This window comes from Microcystis sp. M083S1 (genome assembly GCF_020246405.1).
Lineage (GTDB): Bacteria > Cyanobacteriota > Cyanobacteriia > Cyanobacteriales > Microcystaceae > Microcystis > Microcystis aeruginosa_C.
Genome location: NZ_JADBTB010000104.1, coordinates 1 through 15,559, shown reverse-complemented (window position 1 = coordinate 15,559; position 15,559 = coordinate 1). Strand labels below are relative to the sequence as shown.

General features: G+C 41.6%; 15 protein-coding genes and 1 pseudogene. 3 read left to right on the top strand and 13 right to left on the bottom strand.

Annotation, left to right across the window (positions count from 1 at the left end):
- Positions 1–19 precede the first annotated feature (19 nt).
- From IM450_RS10500 to psbP, 3 genes and pseudogenes are all read right to left on the bottom strand, one after another.
- Positions 20–607, bottom strand: a complete 588-nt coding sequence (locus IM450_RS10500) for a Maf family protein (RefSeq protein WP_287670473.1) — start codon at positions 605–607, stop codon at positions 20–22.
- Positions 608–740: 133 nt separating this feature from the next.
- Positions 741–1,134, bottom strand: a pseudogene (locus tag IM450_RS10495) (hypothetical protein).
- A 296-nt stretch (positions 1,135–1,430) separates the two neighbouring features.
- Entirely contained in the window at positions 1,431–1,979 is a 549-nt protein-coding gene (gene psbP, locus IM450_RS10490) for a photosystem II reaction center PsbP (protein WP_002801162.1), read from the bottom strand.
- 62 nt (positions 1,980–2,041) lie between these two features.
- On the opposite strand from psbP, the gene IM450_RS10485 reads away from it, so the two are divergent.
- Entirely contained in the window at positions 2,042–2,824 is a 783-nt protein-coding gene (locus tag IM450_RS10485) for a tetratricopeptide repeat protein (protein WP_002801164.1), read from the top strand.
- A gap of 74 nt (positions 2,825–2,898) precedes the next feature.
- On the opposite strand, the gene psb34 is transcribed toward IM450_RS10485, so the two are convergent.
- The gene (gene psb34 / locus IM450_RS10480) at positions 2,899–3,078 is read right to left on the bottom strand and encodes a photosystem II assembly protein Psb34 (RefSeq protein WP_002732326.1); all 180 of its coding nucleotides are present in this window, start codon (positions 3,076–3,078) and stop codon (positions 2,899–2,901) included.
- Positions 3,079–3,161: 83 nt separating this feature from the next.
- Between psb34 and IM450_RS10475 the strand changes: the two genes are divergently transcribed.
- A complete protein-coding gene (locus IM450_RS10475; RefSeq protein WP_287670468.1) occupies positions 3,162–3,284 on the top strand; it encodes a hypothetical protein in 123 nt (40 codons plus the stop codon).
- Between the two features lie 23 nt (positions 3,285–3,307).
- Here IM450_RS10475 and IM450_RS10470 read toward each other — a convergent pair whose 3' ends face one another.
- The 7 genes from IM450_RS10470 to IM450_RS10440 form a co-directional block, all read right to left on the bottom strand.
- Complete coding sequence (locus IM450_RS10470; protein ID WP_287670466.1) at positions 3,308–4,357, bottom strand: DNA-methyltransferase; 1,050 nt, start codon at positions 4,355–4,357, stop codon at positions 3,308–3,310.
- A 236-nt stretch (positions 4,358–4,593) separates the two neighbouring features.
- Positions 4,594–5,604 carry a tryptophan--tRNA ligase gene (trpS, locus tag IM450_RS10465; RefSeq protein WP_287670513.1) on the bottom strand — a complete coding sequence of 337 codons (1,011 nt, stop codon included), beginning with the start codon at positions 5,602–5,604 and terminating at the stop codon, positions 4,594–4,596.
- A 60-nt stretch (positions 5,605–5,664) separates the two neighbouring features.
- Positions 5,665–6,978, bottom strand: coding sequence for a dolichyl-phosphate-mannose--protein mannosyltransferase (locus IM450_RS10460; RefSeq protein WP_287670464.1), 1,314 nt, complete (start codon positions 6,976–6,978; stop codon positions 5,665–5,667).
- A 16-nt stretch (positions 6,979–6,994) separates the two neighbouring features.
- Positions 6,995–7,621 (bottom strand): Uma2 family endonuclease, encoded by a 627-nt coding sequence (locus tag IM450_RS10455; protein WP_287670462.1) that lies wholly within the window; start codon positions 7,619–7,621, stop codon positions 6,995–6,997.
- Positions 7,622–7,655: 34 nt separating this feature from the next.
- Positions 7,656–9,704: a DNA phosphorothioation-associated putative methyltransferase gene (locus IM450_RS10450; protein WP_287670460.1), complete on the bottom strand. Its 2,049-nt coding sequence runs from the start codon at positions 9,702–9,704 to the stop codon at positions 7,656–7,658.
- A gap of 44 nt (positions 9,705–9,748) precedes the next feature.
- Positions 9,749–10,528 carry a photosystem II S4 domain protein gene (locus IM450_RS10445; protein WP_287670458.1) on the bottom strand — a complete coding sequence of 260 codons (780 nt, stop codon included), beginning with the start codon at positions 10,526–10,528 and terminating at the stop codon, positions 9,749–9,751.
- A gap of 71 nt (positions 10,529–10,599) precedes the next feature.
- Positions 10,600–11,109, bottom strand: a complete 510-nt coding sequence (locus tag IM450_RS10440) for a hypothetical protein (RefSeq protein WP_002789175.1) — start codon at positions 11,107–11,109, stop codon at positions 10,600–10,602.
- A gap of 583 nt (positions 11,110–11,692) precedes the next feature.
- Between IM450_RS10440 and pyrC the strand changes: the two genes are divergently transcribed.
- On the top strand, positions 11,693–12,724 hold the full coding sequence (gene pyrC, locus IM450_RS10435) for a dihydroorotase (protein WP_287670456.1): 1,032 nt from the start codon (positions 11,693–11,695) through the stop codon (positions 12,722–12,724).
- A gap of 42 nt (positions 12,725–12,766) precedes the next feature.
- On the opposite strand, the gene IM450_RS10430 is transcribed toward pyrC, so the two are convergent.
- Both IM450_RS10430 and IM450_RS10425 read right to left on the bottom strand, forming a co-directional pair.
- Positions 12,767–14,062: a Glu/Leu/Phe/Val family dehydrogenase gene (locus tag IM450_RS10430; protein WP_287670454.1), complete on the bottom strand. Its 1,296-nt coding sequence runs from the start codon at positions 14,060–14,062 to the stop codon at positions 12,767–12,769.
- Positions 14,063–14,329: 267 nt separating this feature from the next.
- Positions 14,330–15,559 (bottom strand): S8 family serine peptidase (locus IM450_RS10425; RefSeq protein ID WP_287670452.1); only part of this gene is annotated, 1,230 nt, incomplete at its 5' end.

Sequence of the window (15,559 nt, the reverse complement as noted above, 5' to 3'; positions counted from 1 at the left end):
GAAATTATCAGCCAAAAGATCACCAAAAGTCAGTGATTTGGTAGCCAAAATCCGTTAACATCTGCCTAAATAGGGGCAAGCTTAAACCGATAACATTACTGTGACATCCCTCCAATCTTTCTACGAATAAACCCCCCTTTCCTTCTAGGGCAAAACAGCCGGCACATTTGAGGGGTTCTTCGGTGTCAACGTAGGCAATAATTGTTTGATCGCTGATATTGGCAAAGTGAACTTTAGTAATCCCACAACGAGTCAAGGTTTGATGATTAACTCGATCGATTAAAGCATGACCTGTATAGAGTGTACCCACCTGACCGCGCATTTTTTGCCAACGCTCGATCGCTTCTGATTTATCCTTGGGTTTGCCATAGACTTCCCCCGCTACTTCTAAGACGGAATCGCAACCAAGAATTAATCCTAAATCAAATTGGGGGGCGATCGTTTGCGCTTTACATTGGGCTAAAGTTTGGACAAGATGGAGAGTATCATCAGCATTAATTGTCGATTCATCAAAGTTACTCACTCGCACAATTGGATCGATTCCTACCATTTGTAATAGTTTTTTGCGTGCAGGAGAAGCGGAAGCAAGAATCAAGGGAATGGACATAGTTTTTTCAGTAAAAAGAGATAGGAGATAGTTAGGTAGGGTGGGTTAGGCAATGACAAATTATTAGACTTAATTATCAATTTATCTATTTGCCGTAACCCACCATCAGTTATCAGGTTTTTAGCTATTTCTGCTAGGAATTGGCAGGATTTTCGGGGGGGGAAATAACGCTCTAAAATCTCAACCATGCGGGATTCTCTTTCTTCAATTTTGTCAAATCGATTGTAAAAATCTGACTGAACCTCATAAAAATCCGACATCGATCGAGTTAATTGTCCTAGCAGTTGATCAAGTCCCTGTCTGTCTTTTTCCCATTCTTTTTTAGACTGATCAAGACTATTAGTTAACGCTTCGATCGATTTGGCGTTAGAATTAGCGATCGCTGTAGTTTCTTTTAATCCCTGATTGGTTTCCTGTAGTCCTAATCTAATCTCCTGTAATCCTGATTTAATCTCCCGTAGTTCTGTTAGGGTATTTTCAGCAAGAGATTCGAGTCTATCTAGTCTATTTTCTTCCGAGTTACTCATATTCAGTTATCAGTTATCAGTTATCAGTTATTAGTTATCAGTTACCAGTTATCAGTAAACAGTAATCAGTTACGACTTTCTTACTGATTACTGTTTACTGATTCAGTAAGTAATCTCAATTAATTGTTAGATAGTGGGACAGGCTTCTGGTTCTTTGTCTGTTATCTTTAATTGTAAACCGGCTACCTAGTTGATGATAGGTGGTGCGTTACGACGGATTGTTACCTTTAAGTCAAAACAGGAATTTTTGCCGTCTAACGCACCCTACATTTTACTATTGCCTGTTGCCAGTTTCCCTAACTAACCGAGAAAGAATCAACGATAGTTTCAAAGAGTTCTTGAATTTGCGTCCAACGTTTTTGGGAAGTGGAAAGATTAAAAGAATAGAGTTTATTATTATTAACCGTGACGCTGGCCAGATTATGACGTTCTTGGCCGTTGGCTAATTTAACTTGATATTCGAGGATATAATAATCTTGGCCGTCGATTTGATGGGATTCTGAGCGAATTAATTCTACTTCCTTATCGAGATTGGGGTTAAGACTATTATTTTTCAGGAGACGATAGCCAACTTCCGAGGGTGTCCCTAAATCTGTTAAGGTTTTATTGTCGGGGACGGGGTTGATAATAACGCTTAAATTTTCGCTCGTTTCGATCAAGTCATGAAAAACCACATCTACTCCCGCAACTTTTTTCACATCCACCTGCGTCCAACCCTTAGGATATAAAAATTGATAGCCTTGGCTGCCACTGGTGTATCCTTGCAGTCCAGCGATGGGAGTTGTACAACCGGTGAAGAGGAGGGTGGTAATTAGGAGGAAAGTCGCCAAAAGAGATTTAATCATGATATTTTGACCTGTGAGTAGGGCTGTTTAATTTTACCTTGAATTGTTTAGGTGAACGGATTATGAAAATTAAGAAAAAATTGACAATTATTATGGCTATAGCGACTTTTTTACTGACTATCTCTCCCCTAAGCGCTCAAACTACCGCTAACCCCGTCAAGGCTGTAGAATTTTATAATCGGGGGGTGGATCGTTTAACCGCAGGGGATTACTCAGGGGCGATCGCAGATTTTACTCAAGCTCTACAATTAGAACCGAAGGATGCCGATGCTTATTATAATCGCGGCTACGCGGAATTAGTTCTCGGCCAGTACGAGCGAGCGATCGCAGATTATACCCAGGCCTTGACAATCAACTCTAATTATGTTAATGCTCTCGGTAATCGTTGTTATGCCTATTATCTGACGAAAAAATACGAGGCAGCGGTGGAAGATTGCACAAAAGCGATCGCTTTAAACGGAAATTTTGCTGATTTCTTTATTTATCGCGGTAATGCTAAGGATGACTTAGGTAGACACCCAGAAGCGATCGAGGATTACACAAAAGCTTTGAGTTTACAGGGAACCAGAGGACAGGATCGCATTTTATATAATCGCGCTCTAGCCTATAACCGAGCCGGACAACAGGAAATGGCTTTAAGGGACTATGATGAGAGTCTGAAAATCAATGCTAATTTTGCCGAAGCGTACCACAACAGGGGTTTAACCCATTATAAATTGGGAAACAGGGAAAAAGCGATCGCTGATTTAGAGGCGGCGGCTCGTCTAGCGTTATCTCAGGGTAAACAGGGGACTGCGGCTAAGTCTCAGTCAGCAGTGGCATTAATTCAGGGTCAAAAGCCTTAAAATCGGGAGTAGTTGTGATATTAGCACTAAATAGGAGTGAAAGAGGCTAAATCGCAACTACGAGGGACTAAATTTTAGCCAGCTTGGGATGCGTAAAAAGCGACGGCTAACAGTCCACCCACAAGTGTGATCGCAGCAACACCCCAGAAAAGATAATTACGTTGTTGCGATTTAGTCGGGGGATCCGCTTGATAAACTTTCGGTTCGGCGGCGAAATTATTTAAGCGTCCACCTTCTTCGTTTGTATAAGGCATAATCAAAACCTCGAATATGACAATTTTTCAGGAAAAAAATCCTCTTATTACAATAGTACAACATATTAGTAACCGAGTCGGGGATGTGGGAAATTCCCACGGGGATAACAATTCTTAGTCTGGGGGTAACTGCCGGACTCTGCTACTTTTATTGGCGATCGCAATTTCAAGGATTGAAACTGCGAAAACAAGTTAAAAAAGGCTAATCATACTAAATCCGTTTTTAATACTATAATAATGAGCCTTGAATATAAGTATTGCTTCTTTCTTTTTTAAATCTTTTAAATCTCTCTGCAGCTATCTCGCAATAGTCTGGTCGAATTTCAAAACCCACAAAAATTCTTCCTAATCCCAAGGCCGCTATTCCTGTAGAACAAGAACCAGCAAAGGGATCAAGAATTATTTCTACCGGATTAGATGAAGCTTGTATAATTCTCTCGACAATTGCTAAAGGAAATTGTGCGGGATGTCCGGTTCTTTCCTTAGAACTGCGCTTTTCTCCTGTAGTGACTTTAGGAACTTCCCACACATCAGAAGGATTTTTACCGAGGGGATTACAACGATATTTACCATTTTTCTTTTGATTGGGATACTTAACGTTAGGGTCACGAATATTGTCTAAGTTAAAAGTATATTCTTGGCAATTTTTGAGATAAAAAAGCCATTTTTCATTGCGAGGACTAAGACGATTTTTTGTAGAAACACCTGCCGCATATTTCCAGACAATTTCTTGTAAAAGATAAAAGGGAGACTTATCCCAAAGAAGATAGGGAATCGGAACACATAATCCCTTTTCTGGCACTTCTAAATAACCAACATTTAGCCACAAAGCGCCATTATCTTGAGTAATCTGATAAATTTGCCGCAGCCAATTAGCACACCAATCAACATAGTCATTGATTGAAAGAACTCGTTCATATTCTTTGCCAATATTATAAGGTGGTGATGTAACAGTGAGGTCAATTTTTATGTCACTATGAGATAGTTTAGACAAAAAGTTTGTGGCATCTCCTTGATAAAGAATAAAGCCATTGTCCGAGTAAAAAGGTTGACCAAGATGACTAACCAGAATTTCTTTAAGAAAATTAAATTTGTTGGCTCTATCTTTTTCTAACTCTGGAGAAAATGGCTGTAGTAAGGAGGAAGGAGCAATCTGAGTTGATTGATGATCAACAATTCCCTCTGCTAGATAAGAGTTTTGTTCCTTGCTGGCAATTGGACGAGACTCATCTTCCCTAGACGATAGTTTTTTTTGTTTCCGCTGGGACTCTACAACCATAATCTCAAAGGACAGGTAAGTATTTTGATAGTTTTAATTATGCCCTTATTTTACCAAAATATCACTGGAGTTGTGCTTAATTTAATAACTTTTGTAATCATTCTCCTTCCCTTACCCTGGATGGGGGGGGTAAAACCCCACCAAGAGTTAAAGATTGACTGATAAAGCAGCGAGTTTTCCTTGAAAAATCTCAACTGAGTAGATTGATAATTATCAGATGCACCCGAAAATTATCCCTAAAATGGTGGTAAATAACCCATGGCATTTTTGACTCGATCGAGAGTTTGATTGGCCACCGCTTCTGCTTTGAGACGACCTTGTCGTAAAACCGTGGCTAAATAATCTTTATCCTCTCTAATTTGGGCGTATTTTTCCTGAATAGGTTTCAGAGATTCTATGGTAACTTCTGTTAACATCGGTTTAAATTGTCCCCAACCTAAATCGGCACATTCTGATGCGACCACCTCTTGACTTTTTCCCGATAAAATGCTATAGAGAGTTAGTAAATTATGGCATTCGGGACGCTCCGGATCATCGAAACTTAAACCCTTAACTAGATCGGTTTTACAGCGTTTAATTTTCTTGGCAATGACATCGGGACTATCGAGAATATTAATCCGACTCATCTCGGAAGGATCGGATTTAGACATTTTATTCCGGCCATCGGTTAAGCTCATCACCCGCGCTCCTTCCTTGCGGATCATCGGATCAGGAAGTTTTAAAATTGGTTGTTTCGGTTGTCCAAAAAGATGATTAATTCTAACGGCTATATCGCGGGTTAATTCTAAATGTTGTTTTTGATCTTCTCCCACGGGTACTTTATCGGCATCGTAGAGTAGGATATCGGCGGCCATCAGTACGGGATAATCGAGTAAACCTGTGCCAACATTTTCCCCCTGTTTAATCGCTTTTTCCTTAAATTGAATCATATCGGTTAACCAATTTAAAGGGGTGATACAATTCAATAACCAAGTTAATTCCGTATGGGCCTTAACGTGGGATTGGACAAAGATAGTCGCATATTCTAAATCAATTCCGCAGGCTAAATATAAAGCGGCAATTGCTAAAGTATCCTCCGCAAGAGTGGCAGGATTATGGGGAACGGTGATCGCGTGTAAATCGACCACACAAAAGAAATTATCGTAGTCTTTTTGTCCCTCCACCCAATTGCGGATCGCACCGAGATAATTGCCTAAATGTAAATTGCCGGTTGGTTGCACACCAGATAAGATTCTTTGTTTACCCATAACTCCTGCTATCGCTTTTTTCATGATTTTATTGTATCAGTTTTTGCCGCTAATTTCATCCTAAATCCAATTGGGAAAAATCATTCTCAGATAATAATCCCGCACTGACAGGGGAATGCCTAAATAAATTGGTAGCCAATGGATAAAAGCAAAAATTATCAAAATTATCAGCGAGCGCGAGTAATTTTTATAAATAGGAATGGAACTTTCTAACCCATCGGCTAAGAGCCAAGCTAGAGCAATCCAAGTGAAGCTATAGGCAGCCATATAATGATAGAGAAAGGTACAGCGACTAATTTTTAACCAGGGTAGCAGATTGGCAATATAGTTACAGATAAGATAGGCGGAAATTACCCGCTCTTTTCGGTTAAATAATCGACTAAAAACCACTAGAATCGCTCCCGTAGAAAACCACCACAAAAACGGATTTCCCATAGCGTGAACATCATAAATTTTATCACCTACTCTCTCAAAATAATAAGCCACAGGTCGCCCCATTACTAACCAACTATACCAGGGAGAACAATAGGGATGAACATCAGATTGATTACCTTTTATTCTCTGATGAAATGACCAAATTTCCTGATGTACTTGCCAAAAATTATATTGATGGTTGACGAGAAGATGCGGTATCCACAGTAAACTATAGGTAACTAGGGGAAAGACAATTAAGGCGATAAAAATGTACTCTAATCTCAGGTTAGTTGCCTTTGTCCAAAGATTATCTTTTGACTGCTCTTGATTAAATAATTTTATTAACCAAGCAATACCGATAAAAATAAATATTCCCAGTAAAAATCCTAAGCCATTCCATTTAATATTTGCCGCTAAACCGAAAGAAACTCCTGATAATAATAGCCAATTGAGTTTCTGATTTTTCTGGAGTGCTAATAAAAAAAATAATTGTCCAGACAAACCGAATAAAATTAAGTAAATATTATTGAGAGCATAGCGGGATTCCACCAGAAATAATCCGTCTAAACTAGCGAGAAAAGTTGTGATTAAAAATACAGTTTTTCTCTGGGTTAATTGATAAGCAATTCCCCCAATAATTAGGGGAATAAAAGAACCAGTCAAAGCATTTAACCAGCGATAACTAAAAGTTGAGCGCAGGGAACCTGTTAAATTATTAATGGTTTCAGGATCGGCAGGAAAATGGGAACCAATCCAGATACTAATAGCAATTAAATATTGACTTAACGGTGGGTGCGACTGGAAAAAATCTTTACCGATTAGATATTCATTACCGTATTTAGCATAATAAACTTCATCGAAAACAAGTGTATTAAATTGACTGAGATTCCAAAATCTTATCGCCAGAGAAAATAAAAATATCCCTAGGATAGATAGGTTAAATTTTACTTGAGAATTCATGGAAAAATAATAGTTATTATAACTGGGAATTTTCTGTTAAACGCGAGCGAAATTCTTTGACGGCAAGACGGGGATTAGGATGGTTAACATATTCGGCTAATAATTCTAAATTTAAATCTGGTAATAAAGCACTTTTAGGGATTAAAATATATTCGCCATTCTCTTGCAAAGAATAGATTTTTAACTGATTATCTTGCCAAAACCAAACCTCTTGAGTTCCCAATCTTTTATAAACTTCTAAAACTTTCAGGCTGCCACTGGTTAAGATTATTTCTATCGCCAAATCAGGAAACTCTTTTTCTGTAAATAAACAAAAACATTCATCTGGTTCTTTTCCCGCTTCTTTTTCCTGTTTTCGCAAAGTGGTGGAACCTAATCCCCAGAAATCAATTTCAGCATATTCTAAATAAACTTCTACCAATCTACCGATATTTTTTTTGCTAACTTCGTGACGACGACTAGGAGCCATAATTTCTACCATTCCATCTAAGTAAGTAATGCGATAACTGGAACTATCTTCTAAATGTTTTAAGAGGGTTTCGTACTGTTGCCAATTAACCCCAGAAATAAACATTCTTTGTTCAGGATCATTAGCTTTTAACTCGAAATCTTCTAATCCTTTTAACAGAATCGTAGTCATCATACAATTAATTACCTCATCTATCTTACTTAATTACTCAGGAAGACTTATTTTGATTTCTTCTGGCGTTAATTTTAGCGCGTAAAATCCTCACTTTATAGGGATCAGCATCTTTTCGCCACAGTATCTGATAGCCTTTGATTGTAGCACAATTCTCCTCTAAACATTTTTGCCAACCCTGTAAACGTTCGATCGCTTTTCTATCCTCTAACAATCCCCAATCCTTTTCTAATTGAGTTAAGCGAACCAATTTATCATAGTTAGGATAATCCGCCGTTACTAAAAGCTCTTTTTCGTGTAGAATTGGCGGATTAGGACTATCCCGATAATCGCGAAAACTAAAATCAGCCGAACCTAAATATACATCCATGCTAGTGGCTAAAATCGGATGTATTTCTGTATCGAAATTGGGGTAATAGAGATAGGAAATTTTGGGTTGACGAAAGGATAAACGAATGACGTTAGCATTTTCTAACCGTCCGATAGTTTGACTAGCACAACCTTCATATAAGCGTAATAACATCGGTAATTTTTCCAGAACGCTAATATGAATAGTTAGGGAATAACGGGAAAGTTTACCTAAGGAACTATTTTCACAAGTACGAGCGATCGCTGGCAAATTTCCCGCACTTATTAACACTTCTTCTGCTAAAGCGCAAGCATTGCGATAACTGCCAAATAAAGCTTTAAAATCGGCACGAGTAGCGGGGGATAATTCCCTTACTTTCGGACAGTGGCTAAATTGACTTAAAGCTAAATAAAGTAAAAGATCTGCGCGTCTTTTATCGGCAATTATCTCCCATTCTTCCGCTTCTGTTACTTGTAAAATCACTTGAAAAGCTCGTCTAAAAGTTCCAAATTCTGCCTTAATTTCTTCCTCTTGTAATAATTCTCCTGCGACGGGTAAACGTCCCTGCTGGGTGTAAAATTCCATTAGGGGAGTCAATAAATCTTCGTAATCTTCAAAGCGTTTGAGATGGGTTTTAATTTTAGGAGTGGTGGCGCGGGAACGACATCTCGATAAACGAAAAGTTTCGGCTTTTTCTTCCTCTCGAAAAACTAGATAAACTCCCAAAGTTATCGGAATAGAATCAACCCCTAAACTGCTATCAATATACTGTTTTAGTTCTTCCTGTTGATAGTATTTTTGAAAGGTATTGCGACGGGTTATAATTCCATCTTCATAAGCCATTAAACCCCGTTCGCTATCATCAATTAAAATTTGTGCCGAAACAATTAAAACTTGACGGGTTAATTGCCAAGCTTTTAATAAAGCTTCCTGCCGTTCTTCGGCGGATTCAATAACATTAATTACATAGCCTAAATTAACAATATCAGATTCAATTAAAGGACTATCGGGACGATAATAAGGATCCCAACCTTCACTTTGATAACCCTGTTCAGCTATCCGTTCTATATCACCTCCATAACCACAACCGTAATCAAAAAAAGTGGTTTCAGGAAGAAATAATCCCGCCGCTAATGCTAATCTTGTCGGACGAGAAAGGGTTTTGCGAACAAGAGCGGCTTTGTGGCGATCAATTATTATCGATTTTTCCCTTTGTCCCTCTAAATTACAAACTAAATAATCTCCTGCAAAATCAAGGTGATGCTTTCTTAAAAGCCGTTGCCATTCCTGTTTAGTACCGATGGGATAAGAACTGTTTAAAAGTCCTAAAGCACTCTCGATTTTTGTGAGATGCTCGAATTCTTGATAAAGAGGATAGTCCCTAGTAACAAAAGTTTCTTTTCGGTGTAAAATTGGCGGATTATCAGCATTTTGATAATTCCATTCACTTAAGATTAATGTCCCCAAATCTACCACTAAACTTTTAGTTAAAACTGGGTGAGGTTCCCGATCAAAATCGGGATAAAAAAGATAGGATATTTTCGGTTTATCGGTGCTAAATTTAATTATTGTTGCCTCAGATAAATGCTGATTAATTCTTGCTTGTTGTTCGTAATTCTGGAGAATAGGATCAAGTTGATGTAATGCTTCTCGATGAACATAAAGCGCCCCCGGTAATAGTTTACCGATGGGACTAACTTGACACAGTTGCACGATTAAGGTGAAATTATCAGCCATGGCAATTAATCTGTCTAATAACAAATTCTAGAGACAGAAAAAAACTAAATAAATCTAGTTAAATGAACCCGATAGCGCTCTTTTTTTGTCACAGTAACCTCCCCCACTTCTAAACGACCTTTTCCCCGAAAAGAAATCAAATCACCGGTTTTAACGTTATAACTAGATTGACTGATATCTTTCCAGTTAACTCGCACATCCCCAGCACTAATTGCCTCGGCCATTTTACTGCGAGAAATGCCAAAACCCGCCGAGGCAATCGCATCCAAACGTAGGGAAGCTTCCACGGTATTAATTTCTTTTTTTTGCGGTGGTCTAACTTTTAATTCCGTCAAAGGAATCGGGCTAGTTTTCACGGGAACCGAACGCACTTGTAGTAAATTAGCACATAAAAAATCTGCCAATTCAGGCACTACAATCGCCTGCGCTCCTCGCTCACCTAAAACGATTATATCGCCGACTTTTTCCCGGACGATCCCTGTCCCCAACATTGCCCCTAAAAAATCCCGGTGGTTAGCGGTATCAAAAAGAAAATTACCGGCAATATCAAGGGCAGATAGGGGAATATCTGTTTCTGCCAAAGGTAAATCAACTCTAGCAATACCGAGGCGCTGTCTTTCTGCTTGGGGATAACCGCCCGATTTTTGCATTGACACATCGGTTAAACGCTGAAAAACTCGTTCTACTTCCGCTAAAACCGCAGGAGAAAGAAAGTCTGTCACCGTCACTTCCCAAGTCTTAATCGCTTGTTCGGCTTTATCAATAACTTTCGCTATTTCCTCGCGGTTCTCGACACCCTTTAGTAATTCTTCTCTTGGTAACATTGTTTTCTGGTAATTAATCAAAAATTCTTAGGAAAAAATCAGATGAACCATAACTTATTCCCGATAACCGTTCACCGTTCTAGGGCGTATCCTTGCAGATTTTCGGGGTTAAATTGACGGAGGATAAGAGTCGCTTGATTTTTTAGGTTTTCCGAACCCTGCACGATAATAATATATTTTCCGGCACCGAGACGATTGCGATAGGGAAGTGCATCGCCACTGCCGGACGATAAACCCACGCCACCACCGACGAAAATACTGCCCATCGCCCCCCCAATCGCCCCGGCAATACCGCCGACGATATGATTGCCCGGTTCTCCGGCCCAATCAAAGGTATGCAATCCCGTAATCAGGTTAAAAAGGTAGCCACCAGCAAAACCGAAGGGAATTAGCCAAAAAGCCATGAGAGTGGCCCGTTTTTTGGCTTGTTGAAAGGGATCGATCAAACCGAACTCATCGGCACTTTTATAGCCGCGACCGAGAATGGTCACTTGAGATTGGGGAATTCCCGCCTTTTCCAGGGCAACGGAAGCTTCTTCTGCTTGTATGCGATCAGCTAACACGGCAATGAGATAATTCATATTCTCCAACTTTTAAGGCTATCTTCATCTCCTATTGTAAGGATTTTGGGGACTGAAAAGCTGCTCGATCGAGAAAATATTCAAGGGGATGCGTTAGTCAATCTTGGATAGGATTGATTAATGTGGAATTATTGGCAATTCAAGAAATTGCTCTATCTTGGTTATTTTTGGCACTAATTTACTATAAATAAAGATGATTTAATTGTTATTGTTAACAAGAAGTTTTTTAGAATTATCACAATTGGTATTATACTATAAAGCTTGACTGATTCCTGTCATTATTTGAATGTTTTTATCTGCTACATCTGACACAAAAACTAAAAAATAGATTAGATTTTTGGTAATAATATCTAGTCTTAAGTAATTCACTTGTTCGCCAATTAAATTTATGATAAATAAAGAGAAATAAATAGCGCAGTTCCAGCCTTCTCTTATCGACCTAGACCAATTTAGATGCGCGGCAGCTTATTAGTTAAAATCGACTTGACTGCTGAAATAAGGAATTGATTCCCTGACCGAAGATTGACTTCTCTCTTGTGTTTAGTTGTGGCGCTGGGATTCCTAACCGTTGTATGATGGAAAAATGCGAAGACTCACAATCACTCGACCCGACGACTGGCACCTTCATCTCCGCGATGGTGCGGCACTGAAAGCGGTTCTACCCCATACGGTGCGTCAGTTTGCCCGTGCCATTGTCATGCCGAATTTAAAACCCCCAGTGCGCTCTGTGGCTGATGCCGCCTCCTACCGCGATCGCATTCTGGCAGCAGTTCCAGAGGGTCAACAGTTCGAGCCATTGATGACCCTCTATCTCACCGATAATACCAGTCCCGAAGAAATCGTGGCAGCGAAAGCCTCCCAGTTTGTCAAAGCGGTGAAATACTACCCAGCCGGTGCGACAACTAATTCCGACTTGGGGGTGACGGACATTCGTAGGTGCGATCGCGTTTTTGCGGCCATGGAGCAGGTAGATATGCCGCTACTACTGCACGGAGAAGTTACCGATGGTGATATTGATGTGTTCGATCGAGAGAAAGTGTTCATTGAGAAGCACTTGCTCCCACTGATAACAAGATTTCCGAAACTGCGTGTCGTGTTTGAACACATTACCACTGCCGATGCGGTCAAGTTTGTTCTATCTGCTAACAACAATGTCGCCGCCACAATTACGCCCCAACATTTATTGTTTAGCCGAAACATTCTCTTTACCGGTGGCATTCGTCCCCATTTTTATTGCCTGCCGATTTTGAAACGAGAGGATCATCGTTTGGCACTTTTGCAAGCGGCCACATCGGGCAATCCCAAGTTTTTCCTAGGGACCGATAGTGCGCCCCATTCTCGCTACAGCAAAGAAAGTTCCTGTGGCTGCGCGGGTTGTTATTCGGCTCTGCACGCCCTAGAGTTGTACGCAGAAGCCTTTGAGAGCGTCGATGCGCTTGAGCAACTGGAAGGGTTCGCCAGCTTCCACGGGCCAGATTTTTATCAACTCCCCCGGAATACCGAACAAATCACCTTAACCAAAACCCCTTGGCGCATTCCCGATGAATTGCCATTTCCCGAATCTGGACTGGTGCCGTTACGAGCGGGTGAAGAGATAAGCTGGCAGTTGGGGTAATAAAAACCGCCAGTCTTAGCTTAAATATAATGTTTGTGGCTTTTATGCTCTCGTCTTATTTTGATAATAGTCGCGGGTTCCCTTGGCATCTAGGGCTTCTCCGAGACGAGCAATGGCCTGGGCGTAGGCGGCGTTACGCAGAGATATATCGAATTCCTGGGCGAAAGACCAGACTTTTTCCGCTTCTGTCACCATTCTTTCTTTTAAGCGCTCATTGATCTCGTTTAATTGCCAATAAAGACCGCTGCGATTTTGCACCCATTCAAAATAACTCACCGTTACCCCACCCGCGTTAACCAAAATATCGGGGAAAACGAGAATTCCTTTTGAGTCTAAAATGCGATCAGCTTCTGAGGTAGTCGGACCGTTGGCTACTTCAAAGATATATTTTGCCCGCACGCGATCGGCATTTTCGGCGGTAATTTGGTTTTCTAGGGCGGCTGGAATCAAAACATCCACATCTAGGGCTAATAATTCTTCATTACTAATCGCCTCGTGTTCTACGATATTACACACAGTACCCTCACAGTAAATAGCAGTAATTCCGCGATGTTCCTGTTTATACTCACGAATGCTGGCAATATCTAGGCCTTTTTCCCGATAAATGCCGCCCTGGGAATCACTTACCGCCACCACTTGATAACCGGCTTTGGCGAGGAGATCCGCCACTACGGCCCCAGCGTTACCGAATCCCTGGACGGCTACGGTAGTATTAGCGGGTTTTTTGTCTAATTTCGGCAAAAGAGAATGAATAACATGAAAAGCACCCGTTCCCGTCGCCGTATCGCGACCACGACTGCCTCCCATGGTTAAAGGTTTCCCCGTCACCACCGCCGGACTAATTTTACGCTGAATGATGCTGTACTGGTCCATCATCCAACCCATGATCATCTCGTTGGTATAGACATCGGGGGCAAGAATATCCACATCGGGACCAATAAAGTCGGCTATACCCTCGATATAGCCCCGGCTAAGGCGTTCTAACTCGGCTTTTGACAATTCTTTCGGATTGAGGGTAATGCCGCCCTTAGCCCCACCAAAGGGCAAATCCAGCAGGGCGCATTTAAAGGTCATCCAAAAGGCCAGGGACTGCACCTCATCAATGCTGACGTTGGGATGATAGCGCACACCTCCTTTGCCAGGGCCGCGGGTGTCATCGTAGCGGACGCGGTAGCCTTGGAAGATTCTTAAAGTGCCGTTGTCCATACGGACGGGTATGGAGACGCTGAGACTAGCTTTGGGATATTTTAACCGCTCGATCGCATCATCGGAAATGGAGACATACTTAAGGGCCCGTTCTAGGCGACTGCTGGCATCGGTAAAGAGTGATTTCGACATGATTTTTTTCCCCCTATCTATCCCCATTAGAACATGGAAAAAAAGTATATTTGGCTACAGTTTATTTTTCTTAATTAACCGTGGGCGGGAATCGCCGAGTATTGGAAATTTTAGTACAAATGCTCGAACTGCCTCTCCCTGCTCCGCAGCTCCGGCACTCCCCTGCAATCTTAACGAGTGATTTAGATAATGAGATACAGGAATCAGGCATCAGCTTTTCGCTGATGCCTGAAGATAAGAAATCTGAGGCCGAAAAACAGCCAAGTTTTAGGCGACATTACCTGCTGTGGCAGTAATAATTTGACGTACTTGAGCATCGGTCAGATTAGGATTGGCACTCAACATTAGGGCCACCACTCCGGCCACATGGGGTGCTGCCATGGAGGTTCCACTCAAGAAACCATAGCCACCATTAGGGAGAGTAGAATACACTTGTACGCCTGGAGCGGTGACATACCGCATCGAAGAATTGGAGCCAGCACGATTGGAGAAGGAAGCCATCTGGTTAGAACTATCAACGGCACCTACGGCAAGACCCCAAGAGGTGGCACTGGAAGCGGGATAACCGGGTTGAGCTGCCCCCGCATTACCGGCGGCCATAACCACGATAACACCACGACTGCTGGCATACTGGAGGGCGGATTGAACCGCACTGTCAGTGCTACCACCCCCCAAACTCATATTAATCACATCGGCACCGTTGTCCACAGCGTAGCGAATTCCCTGGGCAACGCCACTATAGCTGCCACTACCGGAATCGCTCAAAACTTTCACCGGCATAATTCTGGAATTGTAGGCCACACCAGTGGCCCCGAAACCATTATTAGCAGCAGCAATGGTTCCCGCCACATGGGTACCATGGCGGTTGCCATCTAAAGTGTTATTATTGCCATTGGCAAAGTTCCAGCCATAAACGTCATCAACGTAACCGTTGCCATCGTTATCAAGACCATCATTGGCAATTTCGCCCGCATTCGTCCAAATATTGCCCGCTAAGTCGGCATGATTGCGGTCAACTCCTGTATCTAGTACAGCAACGACTACTCCTTGTCCTGTATAACCTCTTGCCCAAGCTTCGGGAGCATTAACTAAGTTAACCCCCCAGTCATTAGCACCACCAAAAGTGGGAACATCGGCAAAAGGACTTTGATTCAAGGCTCCGGCGACGGCTTTCGCGGCATTAACTAAACCGTATCCTGAAATGGCACTATATCCTGGTGTGACTGTGGCTGTGGTCGCCGAAACAGCGAGATTATAGTTGGTATCGCCAGTATAGGGATAGACACGAATGTAGTAGGTGCCTGCACTCAACTGACTGGTAATGCTCTCAGAAGCCGTACCACCGTTAGTAGAGGAGGCAATGACAGAACCGCTACTATTTAACAGTTGCACGTCCGCGTCGGCGGTCATTCCAGTTAGACCAAGATTAAAGTTACCAGAATTAGCGAGGGTGAAACGATAGTAATCGTTGGTATCGGTGCTTCCTACCCAATCGGT